This is a genomic window from Streptomyces sp. NPDC005962, from assembly GCF_040629205.1.
Lineage (GTDB): Bacteria > Actinomycetota > Actinomycetes > Streptomycetales > Streptomycetaceae > Streptomyces.
Genome location: NZ_JBEXVE010000003.1, coordinates 495,940 through 514,315, shown reverse-complemented (window position 1 = coordinate 514,315; position 18,376 = coordinate 495,940). Strand labels below are relative to the sequence as shown.

The 18,376-nt window shown below is 69.3% G+C and carries 22 protein-coding genes and 1 pseudogene; 1 reads left to right on the top strand and 22 read right to left on the bottom strand.

The genetic code is table 11. From position 1 onward, the window contains the following. Positions 1-5 precede the first annotated feature (5 nt). The 5 genes from ABZ370_RS08585 to ABZ370_RS08565 all read right to left on the bottom strand — a co-directional run bounded on the left by ABZ370_RS08585 (position 6) and on the right by ABZ370_RS08565 (position 3,747). Positions 6-1,103, bottom strand: a complete 1,098-nt coding sequence (locus ABZ370_RS08585) for a DUF4192 domain-containing protein (protein ID WP_358618283.1) — start codon at positions 1,101-1,103, stop codon at positions 6-8. After that, entirely contained in the window at positions 1,100-1,648 is a 549-nt protein-coding gene (locus ABZ370_RS08580; protein WP_358618282.1) for a hypothetical protein, read from the bottom strand. Before ABZ370_RS08580 ends, ABZ370_RS08585 begins: the two co-directional genes overlap by 4 nt. Beyond that, positions 1,645-2,649 carry an N-6 DNA methylase gene (locus tag ABZ370_RS08575; RefSeq protein ID WP_358618281.1) on the bottom strand — a complete coding sequence of 335 codons (1,005 nt, stop codon included), beginning with the start codon at positions 2,647-2,649 and terminating at the stop codon, positions 1,645-1,647. The genes ABZ370_RS08580 and ABZ370_RS08575 overlap by 4 nt, the downstream gene beginning before the upstream one ends. A gap of 90 nt (positions 2,650-2,739) precedes the next feature. After that, entirely contained in the window at positions 2,740-3,042 is a 303-nt protein-coding gene (locus ABZ370_RS08570; RefSeq protein ID WP_358618280.1) for a hypothetical protein, read from the bottom strand. A gap of 66 nt (positions 3,043-3,108) precedes the next feature. Next, positions 3,109-3,747, bottom strand: coding sequence for a hypothetical protein (locus ABZ370_RS08565; protein WP_358618279.1), 639 nt, complete (start codon positions 3,745-3,747; stop codon positions 3,109-3,111). 723 nt (positions 3,748-4,470) lie between these two features. Between ABZ370_RS08565 and ABZ370_RS08560 the strand changes: the two genes are divergently transcribed. After that, positions 4,471-5,196 (top strand): TIGR02391 family protein, encoded by a 726-nt coding sequence (locus tag ABZ370_RS08560; protein ID WP_358618278.1) that lies wholly within the window; start codon positions 4,471-4,473, stop codon positions 5,194-5,196. 44 nt (positions 5,197-5,240) lie between these two features. On the opposite strand, the gene ABZ370_RS08555 is transcribed toward ABZ370_RS08560, so the two are convergent. The 17 genes and pseudogenes from ABZ370_RS08555 to ABZ370_RS08475 form a co-directional block, all read right to left on the bottom strand. Beyond that, a complete protein-coding gene (locus ABZ370_RS08555) occupies positions 5,241-5,741 on the bottom strand; it encodes a hypothetical protein (RefSeq protein WP_358618276.1) in 501 nt (166 codons plus the stop codon). A gap of 63 nt (positions 5,742-5,804) precedes the next feature. After that, complete coding sequence (locus ABZ370_RS08550; RefSeq protein ID WP_358618275.1) at positions 5,805-6,146, bottom strand: HU family DNA-binding protein; 342 nt, start codon at positions 6,144-6,146, stop codon at positions 5,805-5,807. A gap of 157 nt (positions 6,147-6,303) precedes the next feature. Continuing rightward, the gene (locus ABZ370_RS08545; protein WP_358618273.1) at positions 6,304-7,113 is read right to left on the bottom strand and encodes a hypothetical protein; all 810 of its coding nucleotides are present in this window, start codon (positions 7,111-7,113) and stop codon (positions 6,304-6,306) included. Between the two features lie 33 nt (positions 7,114-7,146). Continuing rightward, a complete protein-coding gene (locus ABZ370_RS08540) occupies positions 7,147-7,557 on the bottom strand; it encodes a hypothetical protein (protein ID WP_358618271.1) in 411 nt (136 codons plus the stop codon). A gap of 16 nt (positions 7,558-7,573) precedes the next feature. After that, a complete protein-coding gene (locus ABZ370_RS08535) occupies positions 7,574-8,296 on the bottom strand; it encodes a hypothetical protein (protein ID WP_358618270.1) in 723 nt (240 codons plus the stop codon). 33 nt (positions 8,297-8,329) lie between these two features. Continuing rightward, positions 8,330-9,820: a DNA cytosine methyltransferase gene (locus ABZ370_RS08530; protein WP_358618268.1), complete on the bottom strand. Its 1,491-nt coding sequence runs from the start codon at positions 9,818-9,820 to the stop codon at positions 8,330-8,332. Positions 9,821-10,025: 205 nt separating this feature from the next. Further along, a complete protein-coding gene (locus ABZ370_RS08525; RefSeq protein ID WP_358618266.1) occupies positions 10,026-10,646 on the bottom strand; it encodes a hypothetical protein in 621 nt (206 codons plus the stop codon). A gap of 86 nt (positions 10,647-10,732) precedes the next feature. Next, a complete protein-coding gene (locus ABZ370_RS08520; protein WP_358618264.1) occupies positions 10,733-11,011 on the bottom strand; it encodes a hypothetical protein in 279 nt (92 codons plus the stop codon). Between the two features lie 76 nt (positions 11,012-11,087). Beyond that, a complete protein-coding gene (locus ABZ370_RS08515; protein WP_358618262.1) occupies positions 11,088-12,029 on the bottom strand; it encodes a helix-turn-helix domain-containing protein in 942 nt (313 codons plus the stop codon). Positions 12,030-12,114: 85 nt separating this feature from the next. Beyond that, on the bottom strand, positions 12,115-13,248 hold the full coding sequence (locus ABZ370_RS08510; RefSeq protein WP_358618260.1) for a PD-(D/E)XK nuclease family protein: 1,134 nt from the start codon (positions 13,246-13,248) through the stop codon (positions 12,115-12,117). A 128-nt stretch (positions 13,249-13,376) separates the two neighbouring features. Continuing rightward, a complete protein-coding gene (locus ABZ370_RS08505; RefSeq protein WP_358618259.1) occupies positions 13,377-14,369 on the bottom strand; it encodes a recombinase RecT in 993 nt (330 codons plus the stop codon). Positions 14,370-14,384: 15 nt separating this feature from the next. After that, positions 14,385-14,729: a hypothetical protein gene (locus ABZ370_RS08500; protein WP_358618258.1), complete on the bottom strand. Its 345-nt coding sequence runs from the start codon at positions 14,727-14,729 to the stop codon at positions 14,385-14,387. Positions 14,730-14,836: 107 nt separating this feature from the next. Next, positions 14,837-15,037, bottom strand: a complete 201-nt coding sequence (locus ABZ370_RS08495; protein WP_358618256.1) for a hypothetical protein — start codon at positions 15,035-15,037, stop codon at positions 14,837-14,839. 89 nt (positions 15,038-15,126) lie between these two features. Continuing rightward, on the bottom strand, positions 15,127-15,696 hold the full coding sequence (locus ABZ370_RS08490) for a hypothetical protein (RefSeq protein ID WP_358618254.1): 570 nt from the start codon (positions 15,694-15,696) through the stop codon (positions 15,127-15,129). A 174-nt stretch (positions 15,697-15,870) separates the two neighbouring features. Beyond that, the gene (locus tag ABZ370_RS08485; RefSeq protein ID WP_358618253.1) at positions 15,871-16,116 is read right to left on the bottom strand and encodes a hypothetical protein; all 246 of its coding nucleotides are present in this window, start codon (positions 16,114-16,116) and stop codon (positions 15,871-15,873) included. 334 nt (positions 16,117-16,450) lie between these two features. After that, positions 16,451-17,362, bottom strand: a pseudogene (locus ABZ370_RS08480) (peptidoglycan-binding protein); the annotation flags it as partial. A 374-nt stretch (positions 17,363-17,736) separates the two neighbouring features. Then, complete coding sequence (locus ABZ370_RS08475) at positions 17,737-18,225, bottom strand: hypothetical protein (RefSeq protein WP_358618364.1); 489 nt, start codon at positions 18,223-18,225, stop codon at positions 17,737-17,739. Positions 18,226-18,376 lie beyond the last annotated feature (151 nt).

Below are 18,376 nucleotides of genomic sequence, written 5' to 3'. Positions count from 1 at the left end.
CTGGGTCAGTGCGTCGTTGGGTCCGAGTGCGTGGTGCGCGCCAGCCGTTCGGCCCGGGTTTCGCGGGCGAGGTTGAGAAGCCCTTGCGGGTCCTCGCCCTCGTTGATGGCGACGACCAGCAGCCCGGCCAGCTCGTAGTCGGGGTCTGCGGTCAGCGCGTCCTTGAGTGCGAGGCGGGCGGTGAGGGTGTCGTCCTGCCGCCAGGCGACCCAGGCCAGGAGGGAGAGGAGGGGCACGGCCTTCTGGGTGTAGGGGGGAAGGCACCGGCGGGCGAGGAAGGACCAGAGGCGCCGGGCGTGCGGAAGGTCGTCGTCTTCTGCGAACTCGATGCCGTGGTCGCAGGCCCAGCCGTTCTGGAGCCCGTGGATGAGTCGGGCGGCCATGTCGTCGGCGAGGTCGGTGGCGCCGTCGCGGAAGGCTCGTATCGCGGTTTCGAGGAGCCAGTGGGTGACATCGAGGGCGACTTCCTGCCCGCCAGGTGTCGCGCACTGGGCTGCGTATGCTGCGGCCTCATTGTCGAGAACCCGGAGTTGGCCCGGCGCGGCTGGTTGGGCGGGGTGGAACTCCTTGACGATCTCGCCTGTGCGGCGGCCGGGTGAGTAGCCCATGCGAATGAGTTGTGCGGCGGCGCTCTTCGGGTCGTCGAGCGCCGGGAGCGGGTCGCCTTCGCAGCAGCCGTCCCATTCGCATTCGAATGCCCACCATCGGCCTGCGACGAGTCCGAGCGTCTGGGTGACACTTCCACGGAGTTGTGTGCAGGTCTCGGTGAGCGAGTTCGACACTGGGCGGAGGAGTTCGATGACCTGTTCTGCGCTCTGCCCCGGCTCTGGTTCGCGGCAGAGGTAAACGATGATTTCGCCCGCGGTGTCGTGTGCGTTCTCCTGGACATGGGTCATGAAGCGGCGGGCGAAGAGTTCGGCTTCCTCCTTCCAGTCGGCGGGGTCGTCCGGAAGGGGGCTGGCCATGGTGGGCCCGTCGATCAAGTTGGGCCCGATGTTGTGGAGGACCATGCTGTCGTCCGGGTAGTGGCCGAGCATGAACGGCAGGATCTCGGCAAGGTTGGCCAAGCTCCTGATGATGAGCTTGTTCTCGGGAACGATCACTTCAAGGGTTCCTTCTCTTTGAGGACGGCGCGCTGCTTTGGCGCTCGGCAGGCATCGGGGTTGGGGTCGTGCGCGGCCTTGGGAGCTGTGGTGACGACCCGCTTGGGCTTCTTGGTGAGTGCGGGTAGGAGCTGGTCACGCAGGACGCGGCCGACCTCTGTCGGCAGATCGTCGGTGTGACGGGTGGGGATGGTGGCGTGCCAGGTGCGGCCGGGCTGGAGCCGGGCGTCGTTGGCGGCTTGTGCTTCGGCCTGTTCGATGGCGGTGCCGTCTGGGATGGGCGGCAGGTCGGGGCCTGCGGTGATCCAGGTCTGGATGGCGAGGCCGCGGGGCTGGATGCGGAGGCCGATATGGTGGCCGTCGGGGTGGTGGTAGGTGGCGGTGCGGTCGGGGGTGTCGGTGTCCTCCTTGTGCCAGGGGGGTTCGAGGGTTGGGGTGATGTGGTCCAGGGGCGGCACGTGGATCTCGTCGCGTGGTCCGGCGAAGGTCGGGCGTCGGCGGCGTGGTGCGGGGGTGGTGCCGGGTCGGTCGAGGGTGTCGGTCACGCGGCGGTGGTCTCCGGCATGAGCTGGTCGAGGAGTGCGACGGCACGGCGGTGGGCGACGATCGTGGTGGCGGTGTCCATGTACCGGTCGCGTTGCTCGAAGGCTTCGGCGGCTTCGGCGCGGGTGTTGGCGTAGTCGTCGTCCGGGGCGAGGGAGTCGGCGCAGCCGATGAGGCAGCGTGGGCCGAGGTCCCAGATGATCGTGTTGACGGCGGCGCACCCGGCGGAGAGCGAGTCGATGTCGTTGCCGTACCAGTGGAAGTCGTGGGTGTTGAGGCCGAGGTCGCGCAGGCGTTGGGCGACGGAGCGGAACATGGTGCCGGAGCCGATGGCGGGTTCACGGATGCACATGCCGGGCTGGGCGAAGTCCTTGTCCACGGTCATGTTGGCGAGCAGGTCGGTGACGCACGCCGGCGTGTGGTATTCGCCGCGCCACTTCTTGTCGCTCTTGTGGCGAAGGCCGGTGAGCAGGGGGCTGAGGACGTCGGCTTCGGAGCGTTGCCAGGGGTCGTCGTGGCCGGTGAGGTCCATCAGGCCGGTGTTGATGGCGGCGCGGGTGACGGCGTGGACGGCGCGGAGTTGCTGCTTGTCGGGGTCGGGGTTCCAGGCCCAGTCGTGGAGGCGTATCGCGCGGTTGATCAGGTCGGGGCGTGTGATCCAGTGGCCGAGGTAGATCTCCTTGAGCAGCTGCGGGAGTTCTTCGGGCTTGAGGTTGAGCACCCAGTCCGCCAGGCCGGGGACGTTGCGCAGCAGGGAGAGCCCGGCGACGGTGCCGAGGGGGACGTCGATGCTGCTGCCGCCGAAGGACTGGTACCAGGCGTCGAGGACGTTCTCAGCGATCTTGCGGGCGTGCTCGTGCGGGTCGCGCGGGGCGGCGTAGGGGCGGGCGGTGATCTTGCCGGTGGGTCGGGCCTTGGTCTTGGGCGGGGGTTTCTTCGCCCACGAGGGCACGGGCCGTTCAGTGATCGGGGCCGCGGCGCGGGGCAAGAAGTCGTTGGACATGGCTGCGGATTCCTTTCTGCGGGCGCACATGGGGCTGCCCCGGTGCGCAGAGCGCGGCCGGGGCGGCGTGTGGGTGGCGGGTGGTGCGGGTCAGCCGAGCTGCTGGCTGTCCCGGAGGGCGGTGAGGATGCCGCGGATCTCGACGTCGTGGGCAGCGGCGGGGTAACCGGCTTGGCGTAGGCCGTTGCTGAGGAACATCAGGGCTGCCTCGTTGACGTCCATGTCGCTGATGAGCTGATCGAAGCTGGCGTCGCGCAGCTCGGCGGGGCGGTGCTCGTAGCCGGTGCGCAGGTTCTTCTCGATCTCGGCGAGGGTCGCGGTGGTCTGCTTGCCGGTGAGGCCGAGCAGGGTGGACCAGGACGTCAGGGTGGCGTCGTCAACGGGGAGTTTCACGGGCTGATGTCTTTCTGGTGGGGTCGTGCCCGGCCGCGTGGGTGCGGCCGGGCACGGGCGGCGGGGTCAGGAGGTGAGGGCGGCGGGGAAGGGGTGGTGTCGGTGGTCGGGGTGGCAGGCGGCGTACAGGTCGCCGGGGAGGCGTTCGGTGATGACGCCCCATCCGGCCCAGCGCATGACGGCGAGGTAGCCGAGGTCTCCGCCCGCGAAGCCGGTGCGGGTCTTGGCGCCGGGGTCGGGCGCGATGAACACCCAGCCGGGCAGGTCTCCGGCGTCGTCGGACACGACCTGGAAGCCGGGGCGCAGTTCGCGGACGCCGTCGGTGTGGATGGGCGGGAGTCCGGCGGCGGTGAGGATGCGCACGGCCTGCTGGACGTATGGGTGGCCGTGGCACTCGGGCACGGTGCCGACGCCGGTGTGAATGGGGGGCTCGTACGGGAGGCGGCCGACGGCGGCCTTGTAGATGTCCATCAGGAGTTGGGCGTCCTCGCGGCGGCCCGCGTGGCGCATGGCGAGGTTCGCGATGATGGCGATGGCGTGCCGGTCCTGGGTGAGCAGGCGGCGGTACTGGTCGAGGCTTATGCCGGTGGTCACCTGCACGCGGGCGAAGTTGCGGGAGGCGAAGCGGACGGCGTGGGCGACGTGGTAAGCGTCGAGTCCTATCTCGTGGGCGAGTTGGCGGACGCCGGGCGAGTAGTCGGTCATTGGGTCTCCAAGAGGTCGCTTGCGCGCATGGGTGCGCCCCCGGCGTTGGCCGGGGGCGCGGGGCACGTCTGGGGTTCGGTGCCGGTTACCGCCGTCGGCCGCATCCGGCGTGACCGCACCCACCGCAGAAGCCGCCGCTGTTGCACTCGCAGCCGCATCCGCTGTGGTTCTCGGTTTCCATTTCCGATGCCCTTTCCCTTCGGGTATTTCCCGAATTGCTTACTTATATCTTAATGGCAAATACCCCAGAAGCAAGGTGCATCCAAATTCGTGCGCATTCAATTTCCGCAATTCAATTCCCTAATTCGCGGCGGCGGGAATGAGGTCGGGCCAGCGGACCGGTTCCAGCGCGCGGCGGTGCGAGTCGGGCACCGGCACGGTCGGGTAGCCGAGCCAGTCGAGCCCCATCGCGGCGAGGATGGTGGCGTCGGCCTGGTCGTAGCGGCCCGGCCCCTCGCACGCGACGCCGTACCGCTCGACGGCCGCCGAGCGGACCCTCGGCGGGGAAATCCATATCGTGCGCGATCCGCGCCGGACGGCGGATGCCGCCCAGAGCAGCTACTTACTCGATGACAAATCGGTGCGCCATGCCCCGTTTCATGTCCGATGTACAGAAGCGGCTCAGGGCATGAGGGAACTGACCGCGCGCCCGGATGGACAGCCGCTTCGCGGTCTAACAACTATGCGTTGGCAGACAATCGACCGATCGGGCATGGTTGGTCCGTGATAACCATCGCTGACCCGTCGTGGGCCATTCAGCAGCTTGACCGTTTCATCGCCCTCACCGAACTCGTGCCACGCACCAACGGTCGGGGCGGACTGCGGCACGCTGGCTCGAACGACGACATCACAGCGCAGGCCGCCATCGTCGAGCGAATCTTCGTCCACCTCGACCCTCAATGGCGTGACCAGTTGAGGCCGAGCATCAACCCGGATCAGGCATGGAAGGGGCATTGGGCCCTCGCCATCCGGGTCAAGACTACGATCATCAATGACGCGGAGATCCGGGAAAAGCTGGGAGACAACGCACCTCAGATCAGCGCCTCCTCGCTCCACCCCTGGGCCTGGGAGGGTGCCCGCTCCCTCTGGCAGAGCGGTCATTTCCGGGAGGCCGTCACGGCAGCCGCGCGGAAGATCAACGCCGAGACGCAGAACAAACTGAACGACCGGACGCGCTCGGAGACGAAGCTCTTCCAGGACGCCTTGAGCACAAATGCGCCGACAGCTGGCCACCCCCGGCTGCGTGTCGTTCCCAATGACGGCAGTGCGACCTTCGCGAGCATGCAGCGTGGCGTCATGGCGTTCGCGGAAGGTTGCTTTGCGGCGATCCGCAACCCCAACAGCCACGTTGGCAACCTGCCGGAGCTGACGGAACACGAGGGACTTGAGCAGCTCGCCGCGTTCAGTCTCCTGGCCCGCTGGGTCGACGGGGCCAGCGTCGAGACGTAGTGATGGTGAAGCCACTGAACGACAAAGGCCGTGCTCGGGGCCGCTCACCGCTGCTCCTCGCCGGTCGCGGCGCGGTGCTTGGTGATCAGGCGCTCAGCCTCGGCCATGGCCGGTCGCTTGTGACGGTCAAGCCACTCGCCGTCATAGCTGCCGACCGGCCCCCACAGGTACCAACCGATGGCGCGATAGCCGTCCTTGGTGTTCCGGCGGCAATAGCTCAGCTCCCACCAGCCGTCGCGCCAGCGCCACAGGCGCCTCGCGTCCGCATCGCTCACCCATCCAGCGCGCTCGGCCAGGGCCTGGAGGCGTGCCACGTCGGTGCGCAGCATCGCCGCCTCAGCGGCTGCGTCCAGGTCGCGCGGGGCGGTGTGGTCGGTGCCGCTCGCGCGGTACGTGGACGAGGCGACGCGGAGACCGAGCTGCTGTACGGCGTCGTCCCGTTGGCGGGCGACGCGCCGCAGCAGTCCGGCCGCGCCGTGCAGGCCCCGCTTCTCCAACCACTTCGCGGTGGCGTCGATCTCGACTCCCACGGAGAGGTCGTTCATCTGTCGAACTCCTTCGGCCGGGTCGCCCCGGGGCATGCCGGGGCGACCCCTGGTGTGCGGTGGTTACGGGCGGGCGGCCTTGGGGGTCTTGGGGTCCTTCTGGATGCAGTTGCCGGACTCGGGCATCGCCCGGCGACCCGCAACGAGGGCTTGGAACCGGGCGCCGGGGCGGAACTTCACGAAGCGCAGCTCACCAACGTGCACGGGCTCGCCGGTCTGCGGGTTTCGCGCAGTGCGGGCAGGGCGCATCTCCGGGGTGAGGCTGCCGAAGCCGGTGACGGAGACGACTTCACCGGCGGTGACGGCGCGGACCATGGCGTCGAGCACGGTTTCCACCGCGAGCGTCGCCTGAGCGCGGTTGCCGGTCGCCTTCGCCACGACCTGGATGAGCTGAGCCTTGTTCACAGGGGGTTCCTTTCGATTCGGCTGGGCCGCAGGAGTTGAGGGGCGGGCGCGCCACACGGCGGGCATCGGGTTGAGCCCGTAGCCGGGGTCCGTGGCGTGGCCGTACGCCACGCCACGAGAGCGAGAGGCATGTTTCATAAATGCCACCTATCTAGGTTCAGGCGGGAAGGCGGACGAGGAACTTGCCGACCGCAAGAACCTGGGAGATGGGCAGGGCGACGGCGGCGTGGTCGGCAGAGATCAGCCGGGGCTCCTCGCCGGGGCCGGGCCGGGCGGGTACGACCCAGGCCGATCCCGTGCAGTCCGCGTAGCGCGCGCCGACCTCGAGAAACTGTCCGCGAAAGAGGAACAGGCGGGTGCGCAGCGACGAGGCCCATCCCTCGCCCGGCGCCGGGCCGTCCCAGCCGTGAGGGGTCTGGACGCCGAGGAAATCGGGCCCGGCGGTCACCACGGTGCCCGCGGCTCCCAGAGAGCTGAACTCGATCGCCTCGCCGTTGCCGCCGGCGGTCAGCCACAGGGAGAGGTCGGCGGAGCTGAGCTGTACAGGTCGGCCGTGCACCGTGGCGTGGTCGCGGGCATTGAGCGCGAGACGCAGCAGTTCGCGCCAGGGCAGGCCGTCGATGTGGGGCGCGGTGGGCACGGTGAGCTGGGCGTTGCCTTCGGTGAAGCGGAGTTGCTGGTGACCGCTGGTGATGACGTGCTCGACGGTGACGGCATCGGATGACTCCAGCCAGCCGCGCAGCGCGGCGGCGTCGTCGTAGGCGAGGGGCGCCGTCCACACGGCGCCCGCGACGGGAGTACGAGCGACGGCCAGCGTCCGGTCGCTGCACGCGACGACGTGGAGGTGGCCGGGGGTGCAGTCGAGGATCAGAGCATCCAGGTCGCGGGCGTCATCGTCCGCTTGAAAAAGGTGCGGGGCGGCCTGGTCGAGGATGGTCGCCAGGTCGCGGGCGTTGAGGGTGAACATGGTGTTTCTCCGCAGGAGTTGTAGGGGTGGTGTTCAGGCGTCGGGGGCAGGTTTGCGGGCCCGGCGAGCCTGTTGGGCGAGCCGTCCGGCTTCCCGGCACATGGAGCAGGCAGGCTCCCCGCGCCGGTTGTGGGCACGGGCTCCGGCTTCGGTGCCATGGGTGATCGGGCGCCGCCCGCGCTCGCGCAGTTCGGATCGCCGCGCGCCCGTGCAGGTCGCGAAGACCTGCCCGTTCCGCCAGAGCCGCCCGCCGCACACGCCGTCGAACAGGCTCATGCTCGGCATGACCAGGTCGATGCACTGCGACCGGAACGGGCAGCCCTGGCAGGTCGCGAGGAGGGAGAGGACCAGCGGCTCCGTCGGGGCGTCGGCCGCCGTCTCCTCGGCCGTGAAGCGGGCGTCCCCGGCGCAGGGGGCCTCACCGACCCACCCGTTGCCGCTCATCTGTTCCTCCCCCGGGCTAGGCAGAGGGCAGCGGCATCAGGTGCACCTGATCGCTGGTGCTGATGCTGTAGGGGTGAACGAAGCCGTTCGGCACCGGCATGAGGTGACGGTCGGCCAGCGGCGGGAGGAGGAAGACCTGCGCTACGAGGCGGGTGAGGGCGTCGTCGCACGCGCTGCTGAGCCGGGGACGTACCGCAGGTGTCTGGGTCTCGCCATCCGCCCGGTCCTCGACGACCCCGACGACGCGGCCCCCGGCCGCGCGACCGTCCACGATGATCGCGGTCGCCGCCGGGTGGTGCCCGCGTATCAGCTCGGCCGCGCGGGCCGCGCGGTCGACCGGGGGCAGCTCCAGCAGCCAGCTGCCGTCCATGCCCGTGTTGCGCCGCACGAGCGCCCACACTGGTGAAGTCGGGGGCAGGAGCGCGTACTCGATGTCCAAGGTGATGTCCGTGTCGATCTCATTGAGCGGATGACCGGACTCGGTGCCGTCCCACAGCCAAGGGCAGGCTCCGAGCGAGCTCGGCTGCTCACCGAGCACTCCGTGAACGGCCACGGCGCGGTGTTCTCCAGTCCGGTCGAAGGCGATGTAGGCGGCCTCGGGGCAGCGGAGACGGATCTTGGCCGCGAGGTGATCGATGATGCTCAGGCAGTGAGCCTGCTCGGCTCGGCGGAACGCGAGTGACAGGTTCTCTCGCTGCTGAGCCAGGATGCTCACCTGGTCGTGTGCTGCCGGTGTCATGGCAGGGATGTCCCTTCTTCTTCGGGGTCGGGGTCAGGCAAGGACGGACTTGAGGCGTTGGCCGAGCCAGCACGCGACGTTGACGCTCACGGCGTTGCCCGCCTGCTGGGTCTGCGCGGCCTTGGAGCCGACGACCTCGTACGTCTCGGGAAACCGCTGGGCCGACAGCTGCTCACGGGGCTGGAGCATGCGGAAGTAGCAGTCCTCGATGGCAGGGGCGCTGCGCACGACGGCCGCCGAGTCGCGGGTCGACAGGGTGTGCAACGGCTCGGTCGCGGTCTTCGGCGCGGCCTTGCGGTACGGGATGACCAGGGTGTTGCGGGCCCGGGTCCGAAGGTCGCGGTCGGGCACGACCAGGCCGTGGTGGCGGGCCGTGGCGATGGTGCTGAGCGGGGCGTCGATCGGCGCGGCGTCGCAGTTGTTGCGGAACTCCACGATGAACGGGTCCACGGTCACCAGCGCCTCGCTCTCGCGGGTGGTGCGAGTGCGCATCGGCTCGGCTGCCGAGGAGGCGGTGTCGTTCCACGAGCCGCCGACCGGTACCAGGAGGGCTTCGCCGAGCTTGGCCGTGCGGGTGGGCATCGGCCGGGTGTACGGGGCGAAGGCCCGGTCGGTGCCGTCCTTGCCGTGTGTGAGGGTGACGACGGACGGCTCGTAGGGGAACTTCCCGAGCCCTGCCGCGATCCTGCGCATCGTGTTGGGCACCAGCGGCCGGGCGCGGTCGCCGATGCGCTGGCCGATGTCGTCCCACATGATGACGTCGGAGGCTGGCCGGACGTACGGCTCCACCAGGGCGTGGCCACAGGCACGGTTCGGGCACCGGTAGTCGTACTGGCTCTGGTACTTGCCGACCTTCACCCGCGGGTCGCGCCAGCTCTGGCGTGCCTTCACGTTGCGCCCGCACGCGACGCAGTACGCCAGGGGGCGCGGAGCCAGATCGGGACGGCGCACTCCGGTGAGGGTGAAGACCACGTAGATCCGATCGCGCCACTGCGGGGCATAGGGGTTGGTCTCCGAGCCGATGTGCGCGGAGGACACGGAGACGATCTGAACCCGGTAGCCGAGCTTCTTCATGGCCCCCACCCACTCGGGGAACAAGATCCAGTCGGTGACGAACTCCGTGACGTTCTCCACGACGACGCAGGGAAACCGTTTCGCTTCGGCGGCGCGCAGGACGCACCAGGCCGTCACGCGGGTCATCTCAAAGGCTTCCGGCGGCAGTTCGCGCCACTGCTCCTCTTCTTCGAACAGGGCGTCCTGCACGGGATCGGGGCGCTTGCGCCCGCCAGCGGGGCTGATCTCGGTGCAGATGACGCTGGCCCACAGCAGGAGGGCCTTCGGGAGCCAGCGCATGGGGTAGTTCTGGATGTCGGCGCAGCGCGCCGCCGCGCTCGGGTGGTTGAGCGCGAAGGTGTCGATGGCGGTCTGCCAGTGGTTGATCCCGAGGATGGGGTCGAATCCGGCTTGCCGCAGGCCGGTGGGGTCTCCGCCCGCTCCGCACAGCAGGTGGATGGATCGGGACACGTACTGGTCTCCAAGAGGCAGGGCCGCCCGGCCCGGCGGGGCCGGGCGGCCGTGGTCAGGACTGGTCGGAGGCGCGTTGCGCGCGGTGGTGGCGGCTGTCTTCGATGCCGAGGGCGATGAACCCCAGCAGGCCGAGGGCGCATGCGATCAGCAGCCAGATCACCGGTCCGCACCCCCGGCGGGGCGCGGGGCGCGGCGCGGCCGGTCAGTCATCGCTGCGGGTGACGCGGACGGTCATGATGTGCCCGGCGCTCTCGAACAGTGCCAGCGGGTAGCCGTCCCGCTGGGACCGCTGCCAGACGCGGCGGTAGCCCTCGTGTTCGGTGAGCCGCTGCGACCACTCCGAGAACCGCGCGACGGCGCTGGCCACGCCCTCGATCCCAGCGGTCTGGTTGTGGCAGGCCCCGTACGGCGAGACGTGCGAGGCCGACACGATCAGCCGGTGTGCCCGGCCGGGAAGGTCCAGGCCGTCGACGCGGGCCAGCAGGGGGATGAGTCGGTTGCGGTGGTGCTCTTGGGGGCCGTTGGGAGTGGAGTCGTACAGGACGGTGTGCGTGCTCGTGTCCTGCACGTCCTGACGGATGGCGGTCCAGCCGTTCACCTCGGCGGGGTCGGCGGGCAGGTTGTGTTCCGAGCTGATGATCAGTTCCGTGCCGTCCCGGAGGTCAGCGCGGACATGGAACTCGCCTCCGGCGGTCTCGATGTCGGTGACCCAGCCCGCGTAGCGAAGCGGGGTGATGACGTGGCCGTAGCCGTGGAAGAGGCGCTGCCACAGCGGATCGGTGATGCGGTTGTGGTTGGGCAGAGCCGCGATGGTGGTGGTCATGTGCTGGTCTCCAAGAGGGTGCGCGATGGACGAGCAATAAGCTCACCCACGTTTGAAAAATGCCACCTATCTAAGTTGAAGCGAACTCAGATGGTGGGCAGTTCGCTGCGGGCGAGGATCTGCACCGACCACATCCGGCCACCCCCAGTGACGACGCAGCCGATGGTGCGTCCTTCGTGAGGCAGGACGAAGCCGCTACCGCCCTCCTCCTTGATCAGCTCGCTGACGAGTTCGCGGACGCCGTGGTCGGCGCACTCGGCCGAGCAGTACAGGCTGTCGCCGAGCCGCGGGGCGGCCAGTGTGCCGTGGATGACTTCGGCGACCACGACGTAGGCGTCGGGGGCCGGGGTGAGTGTGTCGGTCAAGGCGTTCTCCAAGAGGTTCGGCGAGTCCGGCCAGTTCCGAACTCATGCTTATATCTTAATGGCGTACCTTGAGGCGTCAATGTTGCCGACCTTGTGAACGCCCCTTCCTGTTGCGGGAGTTGGCGGCCTTCTCGCGGCCCATGCGGGCCAGGTCGCGCACTCGCTGACGGGCCATCTCCAGGGCCTGAGCGTCGGTCTTCGCAACGCGCCGTTCCTGCTCGGCGAAGAACTCCCGCAACCAGTCCTGCTGTTCACGGTGGGCGCTGTCGGCCGCCTCGCGCCGCGCCTGCTCCCGCCCGGCACGCGGGTTCGTGCCGCAACCCCGGCAGTTCCCCACCGGCTCGGCATGCTTCGGGCAGCCCGCCCGCTGCTGCACCTCGCGCCCCGCCCCCGGCGCCCCTGCGGCGTCAGCAGCGGGGGTAGGGGGGTGAGGAAGAGAAGAGGAAGAAGGAGGAAGAGAAGGGGTTTCCCCAGGGGAACCCGCCCGGTTTCCCTGGGGAAACCCACTGGGTTCCCCTGGGGCAACCCTGCTCGGAGCGGAGTCAGGGTTCCCCTGGGGCAACCCTGACTCCGAAGAGTCCTCGACGGCGGACCGCCCCTCTTCCCGTTCGGCGACGTCCTGCTGCGTGCGGGCCGCCGACGACGGCTTCCGACGCGCGGTCTTACGGGCCAGCCGGGGGTTGGTCGGAGCCCGCTGCGCCGCACGGCGGCGCTCGATCAGTTCCTCCGTCGACGGATAGGGCGGCACGCCGTGCGGGAACACCCGGTACTCGGCACGGCGGCTGACACGGCCGATCGTGACCCGCTCGACCAGGCCGAGTCCGACGAGCTGGGTCACGACGGTGATGACCTGCTTCTCCCCCACACCGGACCAGGCCATCATCCGCTCCAGCCCGGGTCGGGCGACCCTGGTCTGGTCGTCGGCCGAATCCGCGATCTTCATGAGGACCAACTTCTGTGTCGTGTTGATCACCTCCTTCGGCAGGTAGGCAGCCACCACCATCAGTTGGATGCTCACCGGCACCTCTCCGTGTTCCATCCGGTTCCCGCCGCGCCCAGGCGGGGGCGGAGCACGTCGGCCCCGCCCCCGCCAGATGGCGCGGTCAGGACTTCTTGCGTGCGGTGACGGTGATGCTCACCGCGGTCCGCCGGTCGTGGTCGAGGCGCGTGGGCACGGGGATACCCGCCTCCTTGAGCGTCACCTTCATCGCCGCCGCATCCGGCACCATCGGCACTTCCAGCCCCGCGCGGCGGTACAGCGCGGCCATCGCCTCGATGTCATCGACCTTGGTCGGGTTGCCGCCGCTCCACTTCAGGGCGTTGTCGCCGTAGACGCCGGGCTCGGAGCCGTCGAGCTGGGCGCGCAGGAACTTCTGCCGGTCCTTGAGCGGCTTGATCTGCTCGGAGACCTCCGTGTATTCGGCCAGCGCCTTGGTGCGGTCCTCGTCGTCGTGGATGAGCTGGCTCTGCGGGGAGCGTCCGGTGCCGAGCGGCCCCCAGCACGCAGTGCGGAACGGGCAGTGGTCGCAGATCACGGAGATCCCCGGCCCCTGGAAGGTACGGGGCAGTTCCTCCGGGGAGACGGCGGCGCGCACCTGCCGGACCCACCAGCGGGCACGGCGGGCACGGTCGGCGTCGTAGGCGATCTCCTGAACGTAGTCGTCGCCGTTGTCGCGGTTGATGAACCGGAAGCGGATGCGGCCGACCGGTACGGGCCCGAGGCGGGCGAGCTGCCGCTGCCCCCGAACGCTGGCGAACCCCTCCGTGCCGAGCAGGTCGGCGTACAGGTACACCTGCCGCAGCTCGGCCTCGCTCGCGCCGTACCGCAGGATGCTGTCCCACTGGTACGTGCTCTTGGTCTTCACGTCCTCGACGGTCGTCTCCTTGGCTGGGAGCGTGGGGCGCAGCCGTTTCGGGAGACGCGCGGCGGTCGTGCTGTCGAGCTGGACGGCGTCGATGTGGCCCCGGACGGTCCGGTCTTCGACACGGCGCTCGACGAGCCAGCCGTACTCTTCGCGGGCGGCGTCGAGTATCCCGTCGTGCAGCCAGGTCCCGAGGATTGCTTTCCTCTTCTCGCCGCCATCGGTCGGGGTGTGGCCGTGCAGAAGGTATCCGGCTCGGCGCGCGCACACGGTGTCGCTGGCACCGAGCTTGGTCTGCTGGGAGCGGGGACGGCGTGCGTCCGCCGCGTGAGCGGCGGGCCACAGGCTGACGGGCCGCTCAGGCGCGATGGCCATGGTGGTCACGGTGTTCTCCAAGAGGATGGGGTGCCGCCTGCTGACGGCGGGCGGCACCCGGTGTCGTCAGGGGTCAGGAGGCGGCGCGGCGCCTGCTGACGGCGGGCGGCACCCGGTGTCGTCAGGGGTCAGGAGGCGGCGCGGCGCGGCGCGGCGGTCCGCTTTCGCGGGGCGCGCTTCGCCGGGGCCTTGGCCTCGTCGGGATCGGCGGCGGTGTCCGCCTCCGGAGCCGGGGCGGCCTTCTTCGCGGCCCGCGCCCGCTTCTTCGGCGCGGACTTCGCCGCGCTCTCGTCCTGATCCCCGGTCTGGGAGTCGGGGTCGGCGGACTCGGCCTTCGCCTCGCCGCCCTTGCCCTCGCCTGCTTCGAGACCGGCGGCCTCACGAAGTCGTCGGGTCGCCTCTTTCGCCTCCCGGACGACGGCTTCAGCATCAGCCTGAGCCATCTCCTCATCCGCGTACACGCCGGACAGGTCCTGCGGCGCGGCCATACGCAGCGAACCGGCCTCGGCGCACTTGCGCAGCATGTGGGCGGGCATCTGGCGCCACAACTTCGCCACGACGTACCCGCCCTGCTTGGGGTCGTAGTACGTGGGGGCGAACTCGTCCCAGCGGGCGATCAACGGGAAGCGTGCGGCGCCGCGCAGGACGGTGACCTTGACGGCGGCTGGTGGCACCTTGGACAGCCAGACGTCGTGGGCGTTGCCCTCGGCGTCGTAGTAGACGGTGTCCTCATACGAGATGGACTCCCCGGCCTTCGCCGCCGCCCGGTGGGCGACGGTGCGGAAGCCGTCGATCCCGGTCTGGATGGTCCAGGTCTTCTCGGGCTCGTCGGGGTTGTCGGCCGCCTTCCAGTTGGTGCGGCCGATCATGTAGATCTGCCGCGCGAACGGGTCGAGCCCCGTCCTCACGCAGTAGTGGAAGAACATCGCCAGGTGCCCGCGCGGGGCGGCAGACAGGCCGGGGCTGATCAGGGCCAGTGTCGAGAGCTGCTTGTGGTCGAACTCGTCCTGGTCGGCGCGCAGGACGATGGCGCTCGGCCGGACAGCCGGACTGGCAGTCTGGGCCGTTTCGACCACCGTGCCCTCCACGGCGGCGGGTTCGGCGGATGGTTCGTCGGTCACGATCTCTCCAAGAGGTCAATCGGTCCGCAGACTGCGGACCTCGAATGCGCTCTCCCATTCGGGCTGGCGCTGGATGAGAAGCCGGACGTACCGGCTGCGGAAGTTGTTGTTGAGGCGGAACTCGTCGCCCTCGGTCGCCGTGACGTAGCGCCAGCGCAGGACCTCGAAGAGCATCCCGATGCCGACGCGGGTCGCGCCGCGCTTCAAGTAGTCGGCGGTCAGGGCTTCCAAGGCGCGGAGCACCCAGGGGTTGAGCTGGTGGAACGTCTCGAACTGGATCTGGATCGACGCCGACTGGCCGTCCGGCTGGCGCACGGTGTGGATGACCAAGCCCGGTATCTCGTCCTGGACGACTGACATACCCACCCCCTGGTGACCGGTTTCAAGAATGCAACCTATCTTGAGGGGTGATCGACAGATGATCAACCCCACCGGCGACAGGCGCGACTTCGCGCCTCAACCCAGGGTCAGACGGAGGCCTGCCCGACCCCCTCCGCGCGCGTCTCGCGGGCCTCGTTGGCCGCCTCGACCTCCCGCAGCAGACTGACGGCGAGGTGGAAGCCGGGGTTCTTGAGGACGTACCGCGAAAGGACGCTCTCCAAGACCAGCACCTCGCGGGCGGTCATGATGGCGACCTCGCCGCCATCATGTGTAGCGATGAACTGCACTGCATGCCTCCTTGGCGAATTGCGACCCCCGAAAGGGGATTACATATATTTTATTCGCAATTCGGGGCTAAGTACAGCATCTGTGCAGGTCAGGGCGTCTTTCCGGCATGGCGTCCCCGGGTTAGGACGCGGCTTCCGGGGCCGTCATATGTATCGTCGCGCAGGGCGGCGGCGACCGCCTCGTCCACGTCCCAGGGCAGGCTCCGCGCGCTCTCGCGGAGCTTCGGGACGGCGTCGAGGACGGTCTCCAGCATCCAGAGCATCGATCCGGACAGCAGCCAGTCGTGCTCCGGGAACCGCTTCGTCGCGATAGTCGTGGCGAGATTGCCCTGCGCGGGCAGGTGGAACAGCTCGATGATTTCCTGCTGACCGATGATCGGCGGCAGGTCGTCCCCCAGATCCGGCGCCCAGCCCTCGCCCTGCCCCTCGATGATCCGGGCCTTGACATCGTCATCGACTTGGCGGAACCGAGCGGTCGTTGTACCGAACCGGGCAGCGTAGCCCAACGGCCAGTACCGCACCCCGCTGACGACGATGGCGGTCGCCGGGTCGAGCACGCCACGGCTCGGGGCAAGCCACTGCGCGACCTGCTTCTGATCGACGCGGTACAGCGCGGCGAACTCCTGGTGCCCGACCAGATACGGCTTACGCCGACTCATCCCCGTCCTCCGGTGTCTGCCCTGGTTGCAGAGGGCAGCGTAGCCGTACGCGCGCCTCGCACGCGCGACGGTCGCTGCTATGGTGGCGGCGGTCTTCTCCAAGAGGCCAAACGGTCCCCGCTTCGGCGGGGACCGTGTGCATCACCGCGCGGTCTGCACAGCGGAGTGTTCGTCTCAGCCGCGGAACAGGCTGACAACGGTGAGCACCACCGCGGTGATGCTCACCAGCACGGCGACGGTCGGCAGCGGCCAACGGGTCTTCTCCAGAGCGATCACCCGCTCTTCCAGCTCGGCCAGGGCCTTGTCAGTCTGGTCGCTGCGCTGGACGAGCAGCGCCAACTGGCCGTCGATGCGGGCGAATCCGACCTCCAGTGCCTGACGCAGGTCTGCCAGGGCGAGTGCGATCTGTCCCTCGGGCATGGTTTCCTCCTCTCCTCTCACCGCGCGGCGGTCAATGCTTGGGCGTGGCTGGGTCGCGCCGAACCGTAAGCCACGACGCCGTTCCGGGCCTGCCCAGGGCGGTGCCGAGCGTGGCCTTCAGGGCGCTGAGCGCAGCAGGCATTGCGGAGATCGCGGCCGCCTGCCACGCCGACAGGGACACCATGTCCGTCGTACTGGAGGCCGCCATCAGACCCAGCAACGACTGGAGGTAGGTGGCAACGGTGCGCTCGGCGACATCGGCAAGGGCCTGCGGCATCGGGTCGTGCTCCTGGTTCGGGGAGGTGGGGGTCGGGTCGGCGGCTCCGGACTGACGCGGGACGCGGAGGTCCGCCCAAGTCTGGGAATCGGGGATGCCATCGGCGGCGGCGCCATGGTGGCCGCGCTTGATCTGGTAGGCGGCATAGGAGCGACGGTGCGCGTCGTTCCACACCTGGCCGGGCGGCGTGTCGTAGGAGTCGCATCCCTCGGCGACCAGCCGCTTCGCCATCGCCGCGATCACCGGCGAGGAGCGGCCCTCGCGGAAGAACTGCTCCCCCGGGTACGCCGCGTACTTCGTCGTCGGCTTCGGCGTCTTCGGGGTCGGCTTCGGCTTGGGGTCGGGCCTGGGCTTCCGGTCGGGGTTCGGCTTGCCGCCACCCTTGAGGTGTCGGGCGACCCGGGCGCGGAAGTCGTCCATGTCGATGCCGCCCGGGTCCGGCTTACCCGGTTGCCACTCCTTGTGGCCGATGACGGAATGCTCGTTCCAGCCGTGTGCGTGGCAGACGGCCGCCGCTGCCCGCGCCATGGCGTCGAGCTGGGCCGCCGGCCAGGGCTTGCCACCGGTACCGATGCATTCGAAACCATAGAAGTGCCGGTTGCCGTCGCTGTCGGCCTCGTTGCCGCGCGGGAGGGTGGTCTTCTCCGCGACGACCGCGAGCAACACGTCGGTGATCCCCATCCCGGCGTGATTGCATCGCCCGTAGCCGACGAGGTGCACGGTGCCGGACCGGTCGATCACGCCGTGGCACAGCGGGCCGGGAAGGTCTTGGTAGCCCGTGCGGCACAGCTGCACCATGTCCTTCTCGGAGCTGTACGGGCCCGTGTGATGGATCATGACCCCGTTCGCGGGGCCCCAGTTGCCGTGCCTGTTGCGGTTGTTAGTGCGCCATTTCCCGTGCTCGACCACGCCGAGCCCGGCTCCCTTCAGCACGGACAGGAACCTGTCCGCGCTCAGCGGTGTAGCCACGCGCTTCGTCCATCTCCCCTGCGCCGGATGGCAGTCGGCCGTGGCCGCCGCGGCGGTCCGGTCCCTCGGGAGGTTGAAGCCGGGTGGAGGGTCACCTCGCCCACATCGTACCCAGCCGGATGCCGGGGGTAGCCCGCTAGCCTTTGCTCCGCGTACCGCTTGCACCCAGAGCTTGACGGGTCCACCAAGTCCCGATCAGCGCAAGGTTCGGCGGCTCCTGGTTCCCTGTGTCACACGCTTCGCGAGTGCGCGAAGGAGACGTTCGAGGACCTCGCGATGGAGCAGCGTCGATGAGCAGAAGTGCGGGCATCGTTGGCGGATGGCCATGCGCCCCACGCAGAGATACTGATGATCACCCCTTCGGGGCGGGGCGCTCAGTCGTCGGCGATCTGCAAGGCCAGCGCGAAGTGCTCACCGTCCGTCCCTGCGAGCAGACTGTCGAACAGAGGGGTGAGCCCATTCACTGCGCCGCATTCGGCGTCGTGGTTGGTCCACCAGCTGGCCTCCGATCCGAGCAGGGACACAACCCGGTCCGCCGCGCGCTCGGCGCTCTCGACGGGCAGGTGCCGGTGGCTCGGCCAGAGCAGGTCGACGGCCGCGACCTGGGCCAGGAACGAGGCGGCCCTGTGCGTCTCCACCGGTTCCAGAGCGGCGCAGATCCCAGGGACGGACAGCGGAGCGTACCCGGACAGGAAGCGCCGCCAAGCCTCGTCCGCCGCGATCGCGACCAGCAGTGTGTGAATCCGGGCCGCCAGCTCTGGCAGATCGGCTTCCGGCTCAGTGAAGCGTCCAGCCGCCACGTACACCCGCATCGGCGTGGACAGTTCTGCCATGCCGGCTTCCAGCTCGGCCAGGACCCTCATGGACGTCACAGCGTGATTCTGCCGTAGGCCCCACCTGTTTCCAGTCACGCACCACGTGGAGTGCGTGGCGATCCTCGAACCGACAGCGAAGGGCGCTCACCGTGACGCAGCCGGATGGCCGGCAGGCTCCCAGGGACTCGCGCGCGCAGAC

Bases quoted from the DNA above. Each gene is read 5' to 3' on its own strand.
- ABZ370_RS08535 (WP_358618270.1), bottom strand. From the start codon at position 8,296: ATGACACCGGCAGCACACGACCAGGTGAGCATCCTGGCTCAGCAGCGA.
- ABZ370_RS08500 (WP_358618258.1), bottom strand. From the start codon at position 14,729: ATGTCAGTCGTCCAGGACGAGATACCGGGCTTGGTCATCCACACCGTG.
- ABZ370_RS08565 (WP_358618279.1), bottom strand. From the start codon at position 3,747: ATGACCGACTACTCGCCCGGCGTCCGCCAACTCGCCCACGAGATAGGA.
- ABZ370_RS08545 (WP_358618273.1), bottom strand. From the start codon at position 7,113: ATGTTCACCCTCAACGCCCGCGACCTGGCGACCATCCTCGACCAGGCC.
- ABZ370_RS08475 (WP_358618364.1), bottom strand. From the start codon at position 18,225: ATGAGGGTCCTGGCCGAGCTGGAAGCCGGCATGGCAGAACTGTCCACG.
- ABZ370_RS08510 (WP_358618260.1), bottom strand. From the start codon at position 13,248: ATGGCCATCGCGCCTGAGCGGCCCGTCAGCCTGTGGCCCGCCGCTCAC.
- ABZ370_RS08555 (WP_358618276.1), bottom strand. From the start codon at position 5,741: ATGAACGACCTCTCCGTGGGAGTCGAGATCGACGCCACCGCGAAGTGG.
- ABZ370_RS08485 (WP_358618253.1), bottom strand. From the start codon at position 16,116: ATGCCCGAGGGACAGATCGCACTCGCCCTGGCAGACCTGCGTCAGGCA.
- ABZ370_RS08540 (WP_358618271.1), bottom strand. From the start codon at position 7,557: ATGAGCGGCAACGGGTGGGTCGGTGAGGCCCCCTGCGCCGGGGACGCC.
- ABZ370_RS08575 (WP_358618281.1), bottom strand. From the start codon at position 2,649: ATGTCCAACGACTTCTTGCCCCGCGCCGCGGCCCCGATCACTGAACGG.
- ABZ370_RS08490 (WP_358618254.1), bottom strand. From the start codon at position 15,696: ATGAGTCGGCGTAAGCCGTATCTGGTCGGGCACCAGGAGTTCGCCGCG.
- ABZ370_RS08525 (WP_358618266.1), bottom strand. From the start codon at position 10,646: ATGACCACCACCATCGCGGCTCTGCCCAACCACAACCGCATCACCGAT.